This is a genomic window from Aestuariimicrobium sp. Y1814, from assembly GCF_050113895.1.
Lineage (GTDB): Bacteria > Actinomycetota > Actinomycetes > Propionibacteriales > Propionibacteriaceae > Aestuariimicrobium.
Window position 1 is genome coordinate 16132 of the sequence record NZ_JBNJRW010000009.1, and the last position, 17527, is coordinate 33658.

17 protein-coding genes and 1 pseudogene are annotated in these 17527 nt (G+C 66.8%); 7 read left to right on the forward strand and 11 right to left on the reverse strand.

What is annotated here, in order from left to right:
- Positions 1–168 precede the first annotated feature (168 nt).
- From ACQE3C_RS11020 to ACQE3C_RS11050, 7 genes are all read left to right on the forward strand, one after another.
- A complete protein-coding gene (locus ACQE3C_RS11020) occupies positions 169–1731 on the forward strand; it encodes an ABC transporter permease (RefSeq protein ID WP_434539236.1) in 1563 nt (520 codons plus the stop codon).
- Positions 1728–2990 carry an ABC transporter permease gene (locus ACQE3C_RS11025; RefSeq protein WP_434539237.1) on the forward strand — a complete coding sequence of 421 codons (1263 nt, stop codon included), beginning with the start codon at positions 1728–1730 and terminating at the stop codon, positions 2988–2990. The genes ACQE3C_RS11020 and ACQE3C_RS11025 overlap by 4 nt, the downstream gene beginning before the upstream one ends.
- Complete coding sequence (locus ACQE3C_RS11030) at positions 2990–4789, forward strand: ABC transporter ATP-binding protein (RefSeq protein WP_434539238.1); 1800 nt, start codon at positions 2990–2992, stop codon at positions 4787–4789. The genes ACQE3C_RS11025 and ACQE3C_RS11030 overlap by 1 nt, the downstream gene beginning before the upstream one ends.
- Positions 4790–5154: 365 nt before the next feature.
- Positions 5155–6708, forward strand: a complete 1554-nt coding sequence (locus ACQE3C_RS11035) for a Re/Si-specific NAD(P)(+) transhydrogenase subunit alpha (protein ID WP_434539239.1) — start codon at positions 5155–5157, stop codon at positions 6706–6708.
- Positions 6709–6714: 6 nt separating this feature from the next.
- Positions 6715–8103, forward strand: coding sequence for a Re/Si-specific NAD(P)(+) transhydrogenase subunit beta (gene pntB / locus ACQE3C_RS11040; RefSeq protein WP_434539240.1), 1389 nt, complete (start codon positions 6715–6717; stop codon positions 8101–8103).
- Positions 8104–8127: 24 nt separating this feature from the next.
- A complete protein-coding gene (locus ACQE3C_RS11045; protein ID WP_434539241.1) occupies positions 8128–9723 on the forward strand; it encodes a hypothetical protein in 1596 nt (531 codons plus the stop codon).
- A 102-nt stretch (positions 9724–9825) separates the two neighbouring features.
- Positions 9826–10515 (forward strand): lysoplasmalogenase family protein, encoded by a 690-nt coding sequence (locus ACQE3C_RS11050; protein WP_434539242.1) that lies wholly within the window; start codon positions 9826–9828, stop codon positions 10513–10515.
- 66 nt (positions 10516–10581) lie between these two features.
- On the opposite strand, the gene rplO is transcribed toward ACQE3C_RS11050, so the two are convergent.
- From rplO to ACQE3C_RS11105, 11 genes and pseudogenes are all read right to left on the reverse strand, one after another.
- Complete coding sequence (gene rplO / locus ACQE3C_RS11055) at positions 10582–11037, reverse strand: 50S ribosomal protein L15 (RefSeq protein WP_434539243.1); 456 nt, start codon at positions 11035–11037, stop codon at positions 10582–10584.
- Position 11038: 1 nt separating this feature from the next.
- A complete protein-coding gene (gene rpmD / locus ACQE3C_RS11060) occupies positions 11039–11221 on the reverse strand; it encodes a 50S ribosomal protein L30 (protein ID WP_207475407.1) in 183 nt (60 codons plus the stop codon).
- A complete protein-coding gene (gene rpsE, locus ACQE3C_RS11065; RefSeq protein ID WP_434539244.1) occupies positions 11221–11826 on the reverse strand; it encodes a 30S ribosomal protein S5 in 606 nt (201 codons plus the stop codon). The genes rpmD and rpsE overlap by 1 nt, the downstream gene beginning before the upstream one ends.
- A 25-nt stretch (positions 11827–11851) precedes the next feature.
- Entirely contained in the window at positions 11852–12235 is a 384-nt protein-coding gene (gene rplR / locus ACQE3C_RS11070; RefSeq protein WP_434539245.1) for a 50S ribosomal protein L18, read from the reverse strand.
- A gap of 2 nt (positions 12236–12237) precedes the next feature.
- Positions 12238–12780: a 50S ribosomal protein L6 gene (gene rplF, locus ACQE3C_RS11075; RefSeq protein WP_434539246.1), complete on the reverse strand. Its 543-nt coding sequence runs from the start codon at positions 12778–12780 to the stop codon at positions 12238–12240.
- A 23-nt stretch (positions 12781–12803) separates the two neighbouring features.
- On the reverse strand, positions 12804–13211 hold the full coding sequence (rpsH, locus tag ACQE3C_RS11080; RefSeq protein ID WP_434539247.1) for a 30S ribosomal protein S8: 408 nt from the start codon (positions 13209–13211) through the stop codon (positions 12804–12806).
- 160 nt (positions 13212–13371) lie between these two features.
- On the reverse strand, positions 13372–13557 hold the full coding sequence (locus tag ACQE3C_RS11085) for a type Z 30S ribosomal protein S14 (protein WP_434539248.1): 186 nt from the start codon (positions 13555–13557) through the stop codon (positions 13372–13374).
- Between the two features lie 14 nt (positions 13558–13571).
- The gene (rplE, locus tag ACQE3C_RS11090; RefSeq protein ID WP_434539328.1) at positions 13572–14219 is read right to left on the reverse strand and encodes a 50S ribosomal protein L5; all 648 of its coding nucleotides are present in this window, start codon (positions 14217–14219) and stop codon (positions 13572–13574) included.
- 71 nt (positions 14220–14290) lie between these two features.
- Positions 14291–14662: pseudogene (rplX, locus tag ACQE3C_RS11095) on the reverse strand (50S ribosomal protein L24); the annotation flags it as partial.
- A 1-nt stretch (position 14663) separates the two neighbouring features.
- A complete protein-coding gene (rplN, locus tag ACQE3C_RS11100; RefSeq protein ID WP_434539249.1) occupies positions 14664–15032 on the reverse strand; it encodes a 50S ribosomal protein L14 in 369 nt (122 codons plus the stop codon).
- Between the two features lie 859 nt (positions 15033–15891).
- Entirely contained in the window at positions 15892–17244 is a 1353-nt protein-coding gene (locus ACQE3C_RS11105; RefSeq protein ID WP_434539250.1) for an FG-GAP repeat domain-containing protein, read from the reverse strand.
- Positions 17245–17527 lie beyond the last annotated feature (283 nt).

A 17527-nucleotide genomic window follows, 5' to 3' on the forward strand; every position in this document is an offset into this window, starting at 1 on the left:
GCCGTCGTTGCCAACCCGTAACCCCGTCGAGCGCAATGCGTCGCTACAGTAGGGCAGAATCTCTTCCGTTCTGGGCACGGCCCCGGATCCTGCAACCCTCAATGTGGAGCCGCAGGCCGCGCCCCCGTACACGCCCCGCCAGGGGCGTTCTCCTAGTCGAAGGTGCGCATGATTCGCTTCCTGCTGCGGCGACTTGGCCTGGCCATCGGGATCCTGTTCGTGATCTCGTTCGTGGCCTACGGCCTGCTGGCACTCGCGCTCGATCCCCTTTCGGACCTGCGCGAGTCCACCGCCCTGAACAAAGAACAGTTGATCCAGCGCCGCATTGACATGCTGCGCCTCGACGAGCACTGGACCGTGCGCTACTGGGACTGGTTGACCAGCGTGCTTCGCGGTGACTTCGGCGACGCGTGGATGACCGGCCAGAAGGTCAACGACATGCTCGGCCCGGCCATGATGACCTCGGTGCAGCTGGTCGCCACCGCCACCTTCCTGGCGCTGATCGTCGGCGTGATCATCGGTGTCGTCTCGGCGCTGCGCCAGTACACCGCCTTCGACTACACCATCACCCTGATCTCATTCGTGCTCTACGCCCTGCCCGTGTTCTGGGTGGCGGTGCTGCTGAAGGAGTACCTGGCGATCGGGCTCAACAACTACCTGGCGAACCCGGTGCCGAACTGGCCGGCGCTGGTCATCACCGGGGTGCTGTCCGGCCTGTTCTGGGCCGGCGCGCTGGGCGGGGACATGAGGCGTCGCCTGATCACCTTCGGCTCGGCCTTCCTGGTCACCTTCGGCCTGCTGACCCTGGCCATCGTCACCGGGTGGATCAAGAACCCCTTCCTGGGCATCATCGGCGTCGGCCTGGCCGGGCTCGGCCTCGCCTACTGCGTCACGCTGGTGTTCGCGGGGTTGAAGAACCGCCGCGCGCTGTACTCGTCGCTGACCATGGTCGCCATCGGGCTGGCGCTGTACTACCCGCTGCAGTATCTCTTCTACCACTGGCGCGTCGTGTGGCGTCGTGAGCTGTTCTGGGGCCTGTCCGAGGGCAGCGCCACCCTGCTCGGCCTGCTGCTGGTCACCATCGTCGTGGGCTGCGTGGTCGGCTGGCTGTTCGGCGGGGACGACCGCGGGGTCTCCATGCGCGGCGCCGCGCTGACCGGTGTGATCATCGCGGCGCTCATCTACGTCGACCAGGTGCTGAAGAACTGGTCGCCCTACTTCAGCCACCGCGAGATCCGCGGTCGTCCGATCGCCACCATCGGCGCCCGCACCCCGGCCTTCGACGAGAACTACTGGCTGGTCACCATTGACCGCTGGACCCACCTGCTGCTGCCCACCATGGCGCTGGTGCTGATCAGCTTCGCCGGCTACGTGCGCTACGAGCGTGGCGCCACCCTCGAGGTGCTGTCCCAGGACTACATCCGCACCGCCCGGTCGAAGGGCCTGTCGGAACGAGTCGTGATCGTGCGCCACGCCCTGCGCAATGCCCTGATGCCGCTGGCCTCGATCATCCCCGTCGACATCGTGTCGTTGCTGGGTGGCGCGGTGATCACCGAAACCATCTTCGGCTGGTCGGGCATGGGCAAATTCTTCATCGACCACCTGGGCACGAACCAGATAGACCCCGTCATGATCTACATCCTCTTCACCGGCGCGCTCGCGATGCTGGCCAACCTCATGGCTGACCTGCTCTACGGCCTTCTTGATCCTCGAATTCGGGTGAACGCATGAACGACAACCAGAACTACGACGGTCAGGACGAACTCGACCGGATGGCCGAGACCCGCGGGCACCCCGGGGACTCCTCCCCCGCCGGGGAGACCTTCGTCCACGACGAGGGCCCACTGGAAGCGCTGGACGAGAACGCGCATGCCTCCGCCCACGGTCGCGGTGAGGGTGTCGGTGAGCTCAAGGAGACCCAGGGCCTGTCCCAGGGCCAGATCGTGTGGCGTCGCTTTCGTCGCCACCTGGGTGCGATCGCCGGCATGCTCACCTTCGCGGTGATCATCCTGATCAGCGTGCTGTCCATGGGGATCGGCCCGATCGACGGGCTATACCACAACCAGAACCCCAACGCGATCTTCGACGTCCAGAACCGTGGCGTCCCCACCATGAAGCTGCCGTTCTGGCTGGGCGGCTCCGGCGGCAACTGGTTCACCTTCGGCCAGTTCCCCTTCGGCCAGAACGAGATCGGCTACGACAACTACGCCCAGGTGATGGAGGGCATCCAGACCTCGCTGATGGTGATGGTCGTAATGGGCACCATCGTGCTTCTGGTCGGTGTGACCATCGGGTCGCTGGCCGGGTACTACCGCGGCTGGGTCGACCAGCTGCTGATGCGCCTGACCGATACTGTGATCACCCTGCCCGTCATCGTGGTGGGTGCGGTGCTCGGCAAGCTGGTCTACACGCTGCCCACCAAGCTGAACCTGTCACCCAGGGTCGATGAGTTCATCCGTGACTGGATGCCGGTCGAGCTGGCGATCGCGCTCGGCCTGATCTTGTGGCCGAGCATGGCCCGCCTGCTGCGCGCCGAGTTCCTCAGCCTGCGGGAACGCGAGTTCGTCGATTCCGCCCGGGTGGCCGGTGCCAGCAACTTCCGGATCATCACCAAGCACATGCTGCCCAACGCGATGGGCATCATCATCGTCAACATCACCTTGCTGATGTCGACCGCGGTGGTGCTCGAGACCGCGCTGTCGTACCTGGGCTTCGGCATCGTCAGCCCCGACGTGTCGCTGGGTCGACTGATCTCGCAGAACCAGGGTGCGTTCAGCACTCGTCCATGGTTGTTCTGGTGGCCGGGCCTGTTCATCATCCTGATCGCGCTCAGCGTCAACTTCATCGGTGACGGCCTGCGTGACGCCTTCGACCCGCGCACCAAGCGCATCCCGTCGCAGGCCAAGATGGACCGGGCCTTCGCCCAGAAGGCTGAGGAAGCCGAGCGGGACCAGGCAGCCGACGCCGCCACTTCGAACGGGGCCAAGTGATGACTGAAACCTTTGACAGCACCAGCAGCGACTTCGCCACCGTCGACGAGCGGACGAACCTGGACCTCCTGAGCGACCAACAGGTCACCCGCGGCGAGGTGATCCTCGAGGTGAAGGACCTCAGCGTCAACTTCTGGGTCAACAACGACTGGTTCACCGCGGCCAACAAGCTGAACTACACCGTCAAGGCCGGTGAAGTGCTGGCGATCGTGGGTGAGTCCGGTTCGGGCAAGACCCAGTCGTCCATGTCGTTGGTCGGCCTGCTGCCCCCGAACGGGCGTTCTTCCGGGTCCGCCAAGATGCGTGGCACCGAGTTGGTCGGCCTCAGCGGCACCCGCCTGCGGGAGGTCCGCGGCAAGGAGATCGCGGTCATCTTCCAGGAACCGATGACCGCGCTGAACCCGCTGTACACCGTGGGCTTCCAGATCGTCGAGACGATCCGCAACCACTTCATCATCAGCCCCCACGACGCCAAGGAACGGGCGCTGGAGCTGATGCGACTGGTGGAGATCCCCGAGCCGGAGGTGCGGTTCAACTCCTACCCGCACCAGCTCTCGGGTGGCCAGCGCCAGCGCATCATGATCGCCCAGGCGCTGTCGTGCGAGCCGGCGCTGCTGATCGCCGACGAGCCGACCACGGCGCTGGACGTGACGGTGCAGGCCGAGATCCTGAAGCTGATGAACGAGCTGCGCCGCAGGGTTGATGCCGGCATCATCCTGATCACCCACGACATGGGTGTGGTCGCCGACATGGCCGACAAGATCATCGTGATGAAGGACGGCGAGGTCGTCGAGCACGGCACCAGCCGTGAGATCTTCGGCAACCCGCAGCACCCCTACACCCGTCAGCTGCTCGACTCGGTGCCCCACCTGGGCTCGACCACCGAGACCCACGACCACAGCCGCGTGACCACCCTGATCGCCGAGGAGGGCACGTCTGTCCCCCTGGCACCGGGGCCCGAGGACGTCACCCCCGCCCTGCTGTTCGAGAATGCGGTCGTCGAGTACCCCAAGCAGGGGCGCCGGCCCGCCTTCCGCGCCGCGAAGGACATCAACCTGCGCGTCGACCCCGGTGAGGTCGTCGGCCTGGTGGGCGAGTCCGGTTCGGGCAAGACCACCATCGGACGAGCGGCTGTGGCGCTGCTGCCGGTGGTGGAGGGCAGCCTGCACGTCAACGGCCGCGACATCACCCACGCCAAGTCCAAGGACCTGTTCCCCTTCCGCAGGGAAGTCGGCATCGTCTTTCAGGACCCCGGCTCGTCGCTGAACCCGCGACTGCCGGTCGGTGAGTCGATCGGTGAGCCGCTGTTCCTGCACGAGAAGATCCGTGGCAAGGAGCTCTCGCAGCGGGTGGAGGCCCTGCTCGACAGCGTCGAACTGCCCCGCTCGATGCGCAACCGCTACCCGCACGAGCTCTCGGGTGGCCAGCGCCAGCGCATCGGCATCGCCCGCTCGTTGGCCCTGCAGCCCAAGCTGCTGATCGCCGACGAGCCGACCTCGGCGCTGGACGTCTCGGTGCAGGCCAACGTGCTGAAGCTGTTCCAGAACCTGCAGGAGGAGTACGGCTTCGCCTGCCTGTTCATCAGCCACGACCTGGCCGTCGTCGAGATGCTGAGCACCCGGATCGCGGTCATGCGCCACGGCCACCTGGTCGAGATCGGCCCCACCGCCGAGATCGTGAACAACCCGCAGCACGAGTACACCAAGCGACTCATCGCCGCGGTGCCGGTGCCCGACCCCGAGGAGCAGCGCAAGCGTCGCGAGCTGCGCGACCAGATGCTCAAGGACGTGGTCAGCTGAACCGCTCGTCCGCTGAGGTGGTCGTCCGCTGAGGTGGTCGTCCGCTGATTGCCTGTGGCCCGTGGGGAAACCCGCGGGCCACAGTCATGTCTGCAGTCCGAATCCCCACCTACCCCTGAACGGTGCACTTGCCCCTGTCCCGGAACGGCGGCAAGTGCACCGTAGTAGGGCAAATAGAGGTGTGACACACCTCGGACGAAGCAGCTCGCCGGTGGGAGCGTCTCCGCGGGGAGCACTTCGCGGGTGGGAGCACATGGCCCTCACCCCCATTTGCAGGGGGGTCCACCCGGGGGCGGCGGGAACGTGGCTAATGTCACCTGAGGAGAAGTGGGGACCCCGAAGCCCCGCCCTGTAGGAGGTTCCTCGTGCTGATCGGCGTACCGCTGGAGAGCAGGCCAACCCAGACCCGCGTTGCCGCCACCCCCACCACCACCGCCCAGCTGTTGCGCCTGGGTTATGAGGTTGTCGTCCAGCAAGGGGCGGGCAACCGGTCCTTCTTCCCGGACCAGGCCTATGTGGACGCCGGTGCCACGATCGGCACCGCTGCCCAGGCGTGGGGCGCCGACGTCATCTTCGTCTGTGACCCGCCCACCGCCGACGAGATCGCCCTCATCCGCCCGGGAGCGCTGCTGGTCTCGATGCTCGACCCCGGCTCCCACCCGGCGATGGTGCAGGAGCTGGCGGAGCGGGGCATCACGGCGATGAGCCTGGACGCGGTGCCGCGCATCTCGCGCGCCCAGTCCCTGGACGTGCTGAGTTCGATGGCCAACATCGCCGGCTACCGGGCCGTGGTCGAGGCCGCCGAGGAGTTCGGTGGCGTGTTCACCGGCCAGGTCACCGCCGCCGGCAAGATGCCACCCGCCAAGGTTTTCGTCGCCGGCGCCGGGGTGGCCGGGCTGGCCGCGATCGGCACCGCTGGTGCGCTGGGAGCCCAGGTCCGCGCCTTCGACGTCCGACCCGAGGTGGGCGAGCAGATCGAGTCGATGGGTGCGGAGTTCGTCCAGGTGGCTGCGGTCGACGACCAGGTCTCCTCCGACGGCTACGCCAAGGAGATGACCGCCGACCAGGCCGCGCGGGCCGCCCAGATGTATGCCGCCGAATCAGCCCAGGCCGATGTGGTCATCACCACCGCCCAGATTCGTGGGAAGGCCGCCCCGATCCTGCTGACCGCCGAGATGATCGCCGAGATGAAGCCCGGCAGCGTCATCGTCGACATGGCGGCAGCCACCGGCGGCAACACCGAGCTGACCGTCCCCGACGAGCGGGTGGTCACCGACAGTGGTGTCACGATCGTCGGGTGGACCGACCTGGCCGGGCGCCTGCCCCGGCAGGCGTCCCAGCTGTTCGGGACGAACCTGGTCAACTTGATGAAGCTGGTCACCCCCGGGAAGGACGGCACCCCGGTCCTCGACCTGTCCGACGAGGTCGTCCGGGCCATGACGGTGGCCCACGAGGGCGAGGTGCTGTGGCCGCCACCACCGGTGAAAGTGTCGGCGGCACCGCTGCCGACCCCGCACGAGATCGCCCCGTCCCCGGCCGTCAAGGAGGTTGACCCGGCTGAGCTGGCGCGCATCAAGCAGCACCGCAAGCTGTTCGGCGTGGGGCTCGGCCTGGCGGTGTTCGCCCTGCTGGGCTCGTTCATGCCGGTCGGCCTGCTGACCCAGTTCATGGTGCTGATGCTGGCCATCGTCGTCGGCTTCTACGTGATCAGCAACGTCAGCCATGCGCTGCACACCCCGTTGATGGCCGAGACCAACGCCATCAGCGCCATCATCATGGTCGGGGCCATCCTCCAGGTCGGTTCGTCCAACCTGGCCGTCACGATCTTGGCGGTGATCGCGATCTTCGTCGCGTCCATCAACGTTGCCGGTGGCTTCCTGGTCACCCGCAAGATGCTCGCCATGTTCCAGAAGGGCTGATCTGTCATGACTGCACAATCAATCATCCAGACCGCCTTCATCATCGCGGCCCTGCTGTTCATCCTCGCCCTGGCCGGGCTGTCCAAGCACGAGACGGCCAGGGTCGGCAACTGGTACGGCATGGCCGGCATGACCATCGCCGGGGCCGCCACCTTCTTCTACGCCATCGACCATTCCGAGCGCGGCTGGGTAATGACCCTGGTGCTGCTGGCGGTGCCGCTGCTGATCGGTTCGGCCATCGGCTTGTGGCTGGCCAACAAGGTCGAGATGACCGGCATGCCGCAGCTGATCGCCATGCTGCACTCGTTCGTGGGCCTGGCTGCGGTCGCGGTCGGCATCGCGAGCTACCTCGACACCGACCACAACACCGTCGCCCACCTCATTGAGGTCGGCGTGGGCGTCCTGATCGGCGCCTACACCTTCACCGGTTCGGTGGTGGCCTTCGGCAAGCTGAGCGGCAAGATGTCGTCGCGGCCGCTGATGCTGCCCCAGCGCAACCTGATCAACCTCGCCATGCTGCTGGCTGCGATCGGCTGCACGGTCTGGTTCACCCTGAGCCCCAACATCTGGGCCCTGGTGATCATCACCGTTCTCGGCTTCGCGCTGGGCTGGCACATGGTGGCCAGCATCGGCGGCGGCGACATGCCCGTGGTCGTCTCGATGCTGAACTCCTACTCCGGCTGGGCGGCCGCTGCGGCCGGCTTCATGCTGGGCAACAACCTGCTGATCGTGACCGGCGCACTGGTCGGTTCCTCGGGTGCGATCCTGTCCTACATCATGTGCAAGGCCATGAACCGCTCGTTCATCTCGGTCATCCTGGGTGGCTTCGGAGAAGGTGCCTCCGGTGGCGGTGGTGAGGCCCGGGACTACGGCGATCACCGTGAGGTCAAGGCCGACGAGGTGGCCCGCATGCTGATGGACGCCTCGAGCATCGTGATCACCCCCGGCTACGGCATGGCGGTGGCCCAGGCCCAGTACCCGGTCGCCGACCTCACCCGCCGGCTGCGGGATGCCGGCAAGGACGTGCGCTTCGGCATCCACCCGGTCGCCGGGCGCCTGCCCGGGCACATGAATGTGCTGCTGGCCGAGGCCAAGGTGCCCTACGACATCGTCCTCGAGATGGACGAGATCAACGACGACCTGGAGCAGACCGACGTGGTGCTGGTGATCGGCGCCAACGACACCGTCAACCCGGCCGCCCTCGACGAACCGGACTCCCCCATCGCCGGCATGCCGGTGATCGAGGTCTGGAAGTCACGCCAGGTGATCGTGTTCAAGCGTTCGATGAACCCCGGCTACGCCGGTGTGCAGAACCCGCTGTTCTTCAAGGAGAACTCGGCGATGCTGTTCGGCGACGCGAAGGCGCAGGTGCAGGAGATCATCGCGGCGCTGTGAGCCGGGGGCACTACGCTGATGGCCATGCCTGACGCCGCCCGCCCGACCCCGGGCCGCCGACTGGTGGCCCGGGGACGCACGGCGCTCGACAGCAGCCGGTGGTGGGTCGGGCTGCTGGTGGCGGCCATCGTGTGGGGCCTCGTGCTGCGGCTGGCCGCCCCGTCGTTCCAGAGCTACTGGACCGATGAGCTGTTCTCGGTGCGCCAGACCGCCGGGTCGTTCCAGAACCTGTGGCAGTCGGCTCGCACCGAGGTGCACCCGCCGCTGTTCGCCATCCTGCTGTGGGGCTGGACGAGGATCGGTGGCACCGCCCCCGAGTGGACCCGCCTGCTCAGCATCGGCTTCTCCCTGCTGGCGTTGGTGGTACCCGTGCTGACCCTGCGCCGCCACCTCAACTGGCGCGTCCTGCTGGCGCTGAGCGCAGCCACCGCGTCGTGTGCGATGGCGATCGTCTACGCCCAGGACGTGCGCTCCTATGCCCTGCTGCACCTGGCCGCTGCGGGGTTGACCGCGTCACTGCTGGCCTGGTGGCTCGACCCCGGGCGGCCCCACGTGCACCTGTGGCAGCTGCTGGGCTGGACCCTGCTGGCCTCGGCGACGCACCTGTTCGGCATGGTGCTGGCCGCGGCTGTGTTCGCGGTGCTGGTACTGCTGGGGCGGTTGCCGCTGCTGCGCGCCGCGGCGCTGGTCCTGGTGGGGACGGCGCCGCAGTGGTTGTGGCTGGCCCATGGCCTGGCGTTTGTTCCCGCGTTCGCGTCGGGCACCACCTGGATCTGGGCCCCGGGGTTGGCCGACGTCCAACAGCTGCTGTCGGCCACCTATGGGCTCGCCGGCCTCGAGATCTTCGCCGGTGGCTTCGAATGGACGATCTGGCTGGGCGCCGCGCTGGTCGCGATGCTGGTCGCGGTGCGGTGCGTGGCCCGCCCGTCGGCCGCGGTCCCGCCCTCGTCCGACGAGGAGCCTTCACCGGCCGACGGCGGGGACTCCCCCACCACGCAGCCGGCGTCCCCGTCCGGCCACCGCCCCGACGAACTGGTCGGTGCGGCGGCCACCTTGGCGCTGCTGGTGGTCGTCGTGGTGGTGGGGATGCTGCTGGTCAGCCAGGTGGTGCACCTGTGGACGCTGCGGAACATGATCGTGGTGGTGCCGGCGCTCACCTGGGCGGTGGTGCTGTGGTTGTGCTCGGCCCCCACGCAACGCCTGGCGATGCTGCTGGCCTGCACCCAGCTGGTGCTGCTGGCCGGGGTGACCCGTGAGGTGGCCCAGCCCTACAAGACCGACTTCCACGCGGCGGTGCACTACCTGGCCGACCTCCGCCACAGCGAGCCGGGGTTCACCTACATCGGCAACGGGTCGGCGCTGTGGCTGACCGGAAGCGGACTGCCCGAGGGGGCCGAGGGTGCCCGGCAGGTCTTCGGCGAGGACCGCGTGCTCACCCGCGGGGAGTTCCCCCAGGGGATCAGTACCCGGCGCGGGACGACCGTCTACATCATGTACCTGTCGATCAACACCGAGACCAAGCAGGCCGGCAACACCGTCATCAACCTGGCCGGTGGCGACCGTTACTGCCACCACCTGCCGCTGACCGGGCTGGTGGCGGTCCGCTGCGACATCCCCTGAACCGGACGAGGCGGAAAACACCGGCCCGCGAGACCGCCGGACCTGAGAGACTGGCATCCTGAGAAACTGGCCTCCCCCCTCGTCCGGTGATAGGAACGACTTGTGACCACCGCCCCCGCGCAGACCGTCCACAGGAGTGTGACACCGATGCTGATTGGTGTCGTCCTGCTGCTCACGGCACTGGTGGTGAACCAAGCCGGCATCTGGACGCAGTCAGCAGACCTGTCGACGCTCGGCCAACTCACCATGTCGGGCACGGCCACGCTGATCGTGGCGCTCTACACCGGGGGCATCACCCGGGTGCTCGGCACCATCGCGATGGTGGCCTGTTTCGCCGGCGACCTGCTGCCGCGGTTCATGTCCGAGGAATCGACGACCCTGGCGATGATCGGGGCGTTCGCAGTGGGCCAGCTGTTCCTGGTCGCCGCGTTCTGGCGGTGGGTCGACTGGCACCTGCCCCGCACCAAGGTGGTGGCCGGGGTGCTCGCGGCCTACGCGGTGGGACTGTTGACCTACCTGGCGGCGCTGCCGGGCATTGAACGCTCGCTGCTGGGGCCGATGACGCTGTATGCGGTGCTGTTGGTGCTGATGGCGGTCACCGCCTCGGTGCACCCGGTGGCGCTGGCGGGTGCCCTGTGCTTCATCATCAGCGACTCAATCCTGGGGGCGCGCCTGCTCGGGGCGTTCGTGTACACCAAGCCCGCCTCCAGCGCCGTGATGGTCTTCTACGGCTTGGCGCTGCTGCTGCTGGCGATCGGGCTGGTGCGCCAGTACCAGCAGGCCGAAAGGTAGGTTCTGCACTGACGACAACGGCCGGCCCCCCAAGGGGGACCGGCCGTCAGTCTTGTACTGCTCAGGTCACTCGGTCTCGGTGGCGGGCTCGTTCACCGTGCCACCGGCGGCCTCGATCTTCTGCTTGGCCGAAGCCGAGAAGGCGTCGGCGCTCACGGTCAGCGCGACCGACAGCTCACCGCTGCCGAGCACCTTGACCAGGTGGCCCTTGCGGACGGCACCGGCCTGGACCAGGTCCTCGGTGGTGATCTCGCCACCCTCGGGGAACAGTTCGCCGAGCTTGCCGACGTTCACGGTCTGGTACTCGACCCGGAAGGGGTTGCGGAAGCCGCGGAGCTTGGGCAGACGCATGTGCAGCGGCATCTGGCCACCCTCGAACGACTCGGGGACGTTCTTGCGGGCACCGGTTCCCTTGGTACCGCGACCGGCGGTCTTGCCCTTGGAGCCCTCACCGCGACCCACACGGGTCTTCTCGGTCTTGGCGCCGGGGGCAGGACGCAGGTGATGGAGCTTCAGCGCCATGTCATTCCACCTCTTCCAGGGTGACGAGGTGGCGAACGGTCTGGACCATGCCACGGATCTCGGGGCGGTCCTCCTTCACCACGACGTCACCGATGCGCTTGAGACCGAGCGAACGCAGGGTCTCCTTCTGATTCTGCTTGAAGCCGGTTCCCGACTTCACCTGGGTCACCTTCAGGCGTGCCATCAGTGAGCCACCTCCTCACGCGAGGCCTTCAGCAGGCCGGCCGGGGCCACGTCCTCGACGCGCATGCCGCGACGACGGGCGACGTCCTCGGGCTGCTCGAGGCCCTTCAGCGCAGCAACGGTGGCGTGCACCACGTTGATGGCGTTGGCCGAGCCCAGGGACTTCGACAGGACGTCGTGCACACCGGCGCACTCGAGCACCGCGCGCACAGCGCCACCGGCGATGACACCGGTACCGGGGGTCGCCGGGCGCAGCAGCACCACGCCGGCGGCCTTCTCACCCTGGACGGGGTGCGGGATCGTCTTCTGGATCAGCGGGACACGGAAGAAGTTCTTCTTGGCTTCCTCCACGCCCTTCGAGATGGCCGCGGGAACTTCCTTGGCCTTGCCGTAGCCGACGCCCACGGTGCCTTCGCCGTCACCCACGACCACGAGGGCCGTGAAGCTGAACCGGCGTCCGCCCTGGACGACCTTGGCCACACGGTTGATGGCCACCACTCGCTCAAGGTACTGGTCCTTGGGTTCCTTCTGCGCCTGGCCACGACGGTCATCACGGCCGCGACGCTCACCTGCACCGCCACCGCGGCGCTGGGTGTTTTCACTCATCGCTTCTTACCTTTCGTCGTGTTGCTCAGAAGTCCAGACCGGCTTCACGGGCTGCAGCAGCCAGCGAGGCGATCCGACCGTGGTACTTGTTGCCGGCGCGGTCGAAGACGACCTGCTCGATGCCGGCAGCCTTGGCGCGGTCAGCGACCAGCTTGCCGACGGCGGCAGCCTTCTCGGACTTGTCGCCGCTGGCCGAACGGACGTCGGCCTCCATCGTCGAGGCGCTGGCCAGGGTCTGGCCGGCCACGTCGTCGATGACCTGAACGAACAGGTGGCGCGACGAACGGGTGACGACCATGCGGGGACGCTCGGCAGAACCGGCGATCCGCTTGCGGCCACGCGCCTGGCGGCGGTTGCGCAGGGCGGTCTTGGCCGCAAGTGACTTCTTGTATCCCAGGGTACTGGCCATGATCACTTACCAGCCTTTCCAACCTTGCGACGGACGTGCTCGCCGGCGTAACGGACACCCTTGCCCTTGTAGGGCTCGGGCTTGCGGAGCTTGCGGATGTTGGCAGCAACCTCGCCCACCGCCTGCTTGCTGATGCCCTGCACCGAGAACTTGGTCGGCGACTCCACCGCAAAGGTGATTCCCTCGGGGGCGTTCACCACGACGGGGTGGCTGAAACCGAGCGCGAACTCCAGGGTGGTCGGGCCCTTGGCGGCGACGCGGTAGCCGACGCCGACGATCTCGAGCTTCTTCTCGTAGCCCTCGGTCACACCGATCACCATGTTGTTGACCAGGGTGCGGGTCAGGCCGTGCAGGGCTCGGCTGTTGCGTTCGTCGTTCGGACGAGCGACCTCGATCTGGCCCTCGTCGTTCTTGCCCACCGTGATGGGTTCGGGCACCACGTGGCTGAGCTGGCCCTTGGGGCCCTTCACTGCGACGTTGTTGCCTTCAATGCTCACCTCGACACCGGACGGAACGGTGATCGGGAGCTTGCCAATTCGTGACATTGCTTTCCTCCTCTACCTTCTCGTCACCAGACGTAGGCGAGCACTTCGCCGCCGACGCTCTTCTCGTGGGCCTGCTTGTCAGTCAGCAGCCCCTGCGAGGTCGAAATGATGGCAATTCCCAGGCCGCCCAGGACCTTGGGGAGACCGGTCGACTTCGCGTAGACGCGCAGGCCGGGCTTGCTGATGCGACGAACGCCGGCGATCGAACGCTGGCGGGTGTCACCGTACTTCAGGGTGATGGTCAGCGTCTTGCCGACCTCGCCCTCCTTCGGCTCGACGACCTGGTAGTCCTGGATGTAGCCCTCGGACTTCAGGATCTCGGCGATACCGACCTTGATCTTGGAGTGCGGCATGCTCGTCTGGTCGTGGTACGCCTGGTTGGCGTTGCGCAGACGGGTGAGCATGTCCGCAATGGGATCAGTCATGGTCATGGCTAGTGCCTCTTTCTCGCAACGGTTTCACGTGCCGGTCCACCGGGTCACGGACCCTTTGCGTCAGGGGTTGTGGTCCCGGGACATTCCCGGGGCCGTGGCCGGTCCGGACAGGACCGACCAGGGGTGGAGCCGGTGCTCGCGCACCGACCCCGGTGGATCACCAGGAGGACTTGGTGACGCCGGGCAGCTCGCCACGGTGGGCGAGGTCACGCAGGCAGATGCGGCACAGGCCGAACTTGCGGTAGACCGAGTGGGGTCGTCCGCACTTCTGGCAACGGGTGTACGCACGCACGCCGAACTTGGGCTTGCGGCTCTGCTTGACCTTGAGAGCAGTCTTGGCCATCGGTTCTCCTCAGCTCACTTCTTCTTCTTGGCGTAGTACGCCGGGCCACGCTTGGTCTTGACCTTCTTGGGATCGTCGACAGCCTTGAACGGGAAGCCGAGGTGCTTCAGCAGCGCCTTGCCCTCCTCATTGGTGGTGGCCGAGGTGACGAACGTGATGTCCATGCCACGGACGCGGTCGATCTTGTCCTGGTCGATCTCGAGGAACATGACCTGCTCGGTCAGACCGAAGGTGTAGTTGCCGTTGCCGTCGAACTGGTTGCCATTCAGGCCGCGGAAGTCGCGGATGCGGGGCAGGGCCAGGGTCAGCAGGCGGTCGGCGAACTCCCACATGCGGTCACCGCGAAGGGTGACGTGGCAGCCGATCGGCTGCTCCTCGCGCAGCTTGAACTGGGCGATCGACTTGCGGGCCTTGGTGACCTGGGGCTTCTGGCCGGTAATGGCGGTCAGGTCGCGGATGGCGCCGTCGAGGATCTTGGAGTCACGCGCAGCCTCACCGACACCCATGTTGACCACGATCTTGACCAGACCGGGGATCTGCATGGGGTTGGCGTACTTGAACTCCTCGTTGAGGGCTCCGACGATCTGCTCGCGGTACCTCTTCTTCAGCCGGGGCAGTTCGCGCGGCGCGCGCTCCTGGGTGGCCTGGGGGGCCTCAGTCACGTCGGTGCTCACTTGTCAGCCTCCTTCGCCTTCGAGTCAGCCTTTTTGGTGGACTCAGCCTTCTTGGTGGACTTGGCCTCGTCCTTCTTGAGGTAGCGCACCGAGCGGGTGGTGGTGTACTCCGAGCCGTCCGGACGGGTCTTGGTGACCTCTTCGCGGCGGTAGCCGACGCGGGTCACGACGTCCTTGCCCTCAACCTTGGTGACGAGCTGGACGTTGGAGACGTGGATCGGGGCCTCGGAGCTGACGATGCCGCCCTTGACCTGCTGGCCCTGGGCATTGGCGGTGTCCTTGAGGTGGCGCTTGACGATGTTGACGCCCTCGACGGTCACCCGCTGGCGGGCCACGTCGACCGAGAGGATTTCGGCGATCTTGCCCTTGTCCTCACGCTTGCCGCTGATGACCTTGACACGGTCACCCTTCTTGACGTGCAGCGACTTCATGTCAGATCACCTCCGGGGCGAGCGAAATGATGCGCATGAACTTCTTCTCGCGCAGTTCACGGGCGACGGGGCCGAAGATACGGGTGCCACGGGGCTCCCCGTCGGCCTTCAGGATGACCGCGGCGTTCTCGTCGAACTTGATGTAGGAGCCGTCCGGACGACGGTGCTCCTTGGTGGTGCGGACGATGACAGCCTTGACGACGTCGCCCTTCTTGACGTTGCCGCCGGGGATGGCGTCCTTGACCGAGCACACGATGGTGTCACCCACGTGCGCGTAGCGGCGCCCGGTTCCGCCGAGAACACGGATGCACAAGAGCTCCTTGGCACCAGTGTTGTCGGCGACCTTGAGGCGCGACTCCTGCTGGATCATTGCTTCTCCTTGAACCTCGCTGGTTCCCTCACGCCCCGTGGGACGAGCGGCCTGGTGAGGCATGGTTTTCCGGCCCGCTGGATTTTGCCAGAGGGCACCCGAGACAATGGGCAGGCCAGGACCTGCACAGCTGTCAGGGGCGTTGATCTCCGATGAAAGGTCCCCCCGGTGCGGGCCTGCTTCGCACACAGACCAGCGATGCCCCGAGGGCACAGACTTCGGGCAACCTGACAAGCGTACCCCACGACCCGAACCTGACCAATTCGGCGTCGCGTGGGCTCGGCTGCTCCCCCAGCTGGGCCCCAGCCGCTCGTCCGACGTGCATTCTCTGCGCCTGGGCAACGAATCCAGCCCACTCCACCCGGACGAGGCGCATTCATTGCACCCGGGTAAGAACTGCAGGTCGCCCCACCCGGACGAGGCGCATTCCTTGCGCCTGCGCAAAGAGTGCAGGTTGCCTACCAGCGCACCCGCCGTCAGCCTTCTGTCTGCAGCCCGAACCCACGTCTGCGACGCCAGTCCCCGTCTGCAGCCCGAACATGCGTTTGCACGTCGCACAGACGTGCAGACACAGCCCCGCACCGCAGACGCCGATTGGGGCTGCGGACGAAGGCAGGCACTCCAAACGCCACCTTGCCCTCTGGACGCACAAGCGGGCCCTGCACGAATGCAGGACCCGCCAATCAGTTCGATGCCAGTCACGGAAGGCCTTGACCCCGCAGGGTTTGCGCGCACCCGCCCCCACCGCGGCCCGGCTGAGCGAGGGACGAGCGAAGCCCTCGTGCAAGCGAGCGAAGGACGAGCGAGCGCGCCACGAACCTGGTATTGGCCGCGCGTCCGAGCGGAGCGAGGACAAAGATCACGCCATCAGGCGCATGCCGTTCCAGCCGGTGCCGGCGAGCTTCGCGGCGTTCCAGCCGCCCTTGCCGTTGGCGAGGTAGGTGTACAGCTGGCCGGCGGGGTTGCGTCCGACCAGGTCGTTGTGGCCGTCCCGGTTGAAGTCACCGGGTGAGAAGGCCAGCGTCCAGCCGGTCCAGCCGTGGCCGGTCTGCTTCTGCGAGACGATCTTGCCGGTCTGGTTGGTGTAGTAGGTCCATAGCGCCCCGGTGGTGGTGATGCCGGCCAGGTCGGCGTAGCGGTCACCGTTCACCGATCCCACGGCGATCAGGTGGGTGATGCCGCCCCAGTTCTTGCCGATGACAGCAGCACCGTGCATGCCGCGGGCGGTGGTGAAGGTGTAGCGCACCAGGTTCTTGTTGGCGTCGATGCCGACGACCTCGTTGGTGCCGTCACCGTTCATGTCGCCGACAACCGAGATCTGGCTCAGGCCGTTCCAGTTGCGCCCGACCTGCACGCCACTGGAGAAGTTGCCGTTGCCCTGCCCGTAGTAGACATAGAGGGTGCCGTTGTTGTGCCGGGCGAGCAGGTCGTCCTTGCCGTCGCGGTTGGCATCGGGCAGCAGGCCGATCCAGTTGAAGTTGTTCCAGCCACCGCCCACGCGGGTGCCGGCGCCGAAGGTGCCACTGGTGGTGCCGCGGTACAGGTGCAGGCTGCCCTGCTGGTCGACGGCGAGCAGGTCGGCGATCCGGTCACCGGTGAAGTCGCCACGGCTGGACGGACCGGGATTGGTGGGCGGGGTTACCGGGCTGGTGAGGTTGCGGCACTGGTCCTCCATGTTGCCGCGCACGGTGTTGTTGCCGCCGGTGGGCGGGGGCACGTTCGACTTGCACTGCAGGTTGCCGTCGATGGTGTTGCCGGTGAAGCTCTGGGCCCCACGGTTGCTGAACGACTGCAGGTCACCGTTGATCCGCACCCCCGACACGGTGGCCGAGCCGCCCTCGTTGAGCTGGATGTTGCCGATCACGCGGCCGCCATTGACGGTGACATTGGTGTGGTATTTGCCCTGGATGTCGCCGTCGACAGTGGTGTTGGTGACCCGGATGGTAGCCGAGCCCTCCTCACCCTGGATGTTGCCGTCGATGGTCGAACCGGTCACGGTGACGCTGGCACCGCGGTAGACCTTGACGTCGCCGTCGACGCGAGCGTTGGACAGGGTGCAGCTGGCACCGGCGGGGACGATCACGTTGTCGCTGATGGTGCCGCTGAGGGTGCGGTTGCTGCAGACCATATCGGCGGCCGCGGCATCCGCAGACGCAACCAGGCCGCCGGCGGCGAGCGCGCCCGCCAGCACCAGGTGGAGAACCTTCTTCATGGGTCCAGGTCCTTTCTCGAACAGTGGACGAACGGGTGACGCCGAGGGGGTTCGGCTCCTGGCCTGAGCGTAGGAAACCTCCCGGAGACTCCCCGTGAGCAGTAGATGAGAACGTTCTCATCCGCCGGACACCTGTTGTTCACCCACGGCCCAGATCACCCACGCCCTGTCGACCCAACGACCTGTCCACCCACGAACCGGACGAACCACTGAGACCTTCGTCCGATCACCCCGAACACGACCACCACAGCCCGCACACAGCAGTACCGCCCGCCCTGCAGGT

What these genes read in the sequence shown, in the direction of transcription:
- ACQE3C_RS11020 (WP_434539236.1), top strand. Translation starts at nt 169, where the DNA reads ATGATTCGCTTCCTGCTGCGGCGACTTGGCCTGGCCATCGGGATCCTG.
- ACQE3C_RS11025 (WP_434539237.1), top strand. Translation starts at nt 1,728, where the DNA reads ATGAACGACAACCAGAACTACGACGGTCAGGACGAACTCGACCGGATG.
- ACQE3C_RS11030 (WP_434539238.1), top strand. Translation starts at nt 2,990, where the DNA reads ATGACTGAAACCTTTGACAGCACCAGCAGCGACTTCGCCACCGTCGAC.
- pntB (WP_434539240.1), top strand. Translation starts at nt 6,715, where the DNA reads ATGACTGCACAATCAATCATCCAGACCGCCTTCATCATCGCGGCCCTG.
- ACQE3C_RS11045 (WP_434539241.1), top strand. Translation starts at nt 8,128, where the DNA reads ATGCCTGACGCCGCCCGCCCGACCCCGGGCCGCCGACTGGTGGCCCGG.
- rplO (WP_434539243.1), bottom strand. Translation starts at nt 11,037, where the DNA reads ATGGCGCTGAAGCTCCATCACCTGCGTCCTGCCCCCGGCGCCAAGACC.
- rpmD (WP_207475407.1), bottom strand. Translation starts at nt 11,221, where the DNA reads ATGGCACGCCTGAAGGTGACCCAGGTGAAGTCGGGAACCGGCTTCAAG.
- rpsE (WP_434539244.1), bottom strand. Translation starts at nt 11,826, where the DNA reads ATGAGTGAAAACACCCAGCGCCGCGGTGGCGGTGCAGGTGAGCGTCGC.
- rplR (WP_434539245.1), bottom strand. Translation starts at nt 12,235, where the DNA reads ATGGCCAGTACCCTGGGATACAAGAAGTCACTTGCGGCCAAGACCGCC.
- rplF (WP_434539246.1), bottom strand. Translation starts at nt 12,780, where the DNA reads ATGTCACGAATTGGCAAGCTCCCGATCACCGTTCCGTCCGGTGTCGAG.
- rpsH (WP_434539247.1), bottom strand. Translation starts at nt 13,211, where the DNA reads ATGACCATGACTGATCCCATTGCGGACATGCTCACCCGTCTGCGCAAC.
- ACQE3C_RS11085 (WP_434539248.1), bottom strand. Translation starts at nt 13,557, where the DNA reads ATGGCCAAGACTGCTCTCAAGGTCAAGCAGAGCCGCAAGCCCAAGTTC.
- rplN (WP_434539249.1), bottom strand. Translation starts at nt 15,032, where the DNA reads ATGATCCAGCAGGAGTCGCGCCTCAAGGTCGCCGACAACACTGGTGCC.
- ACQE3C_RS11105 (WP_434539250.1), bottom strand. Translation starts at nt 17,244, where the DNA reads ATGAAGAAGGTTCTCCACCTGGTGCTGGCGGGCGCGCTCGCCGCCGGC.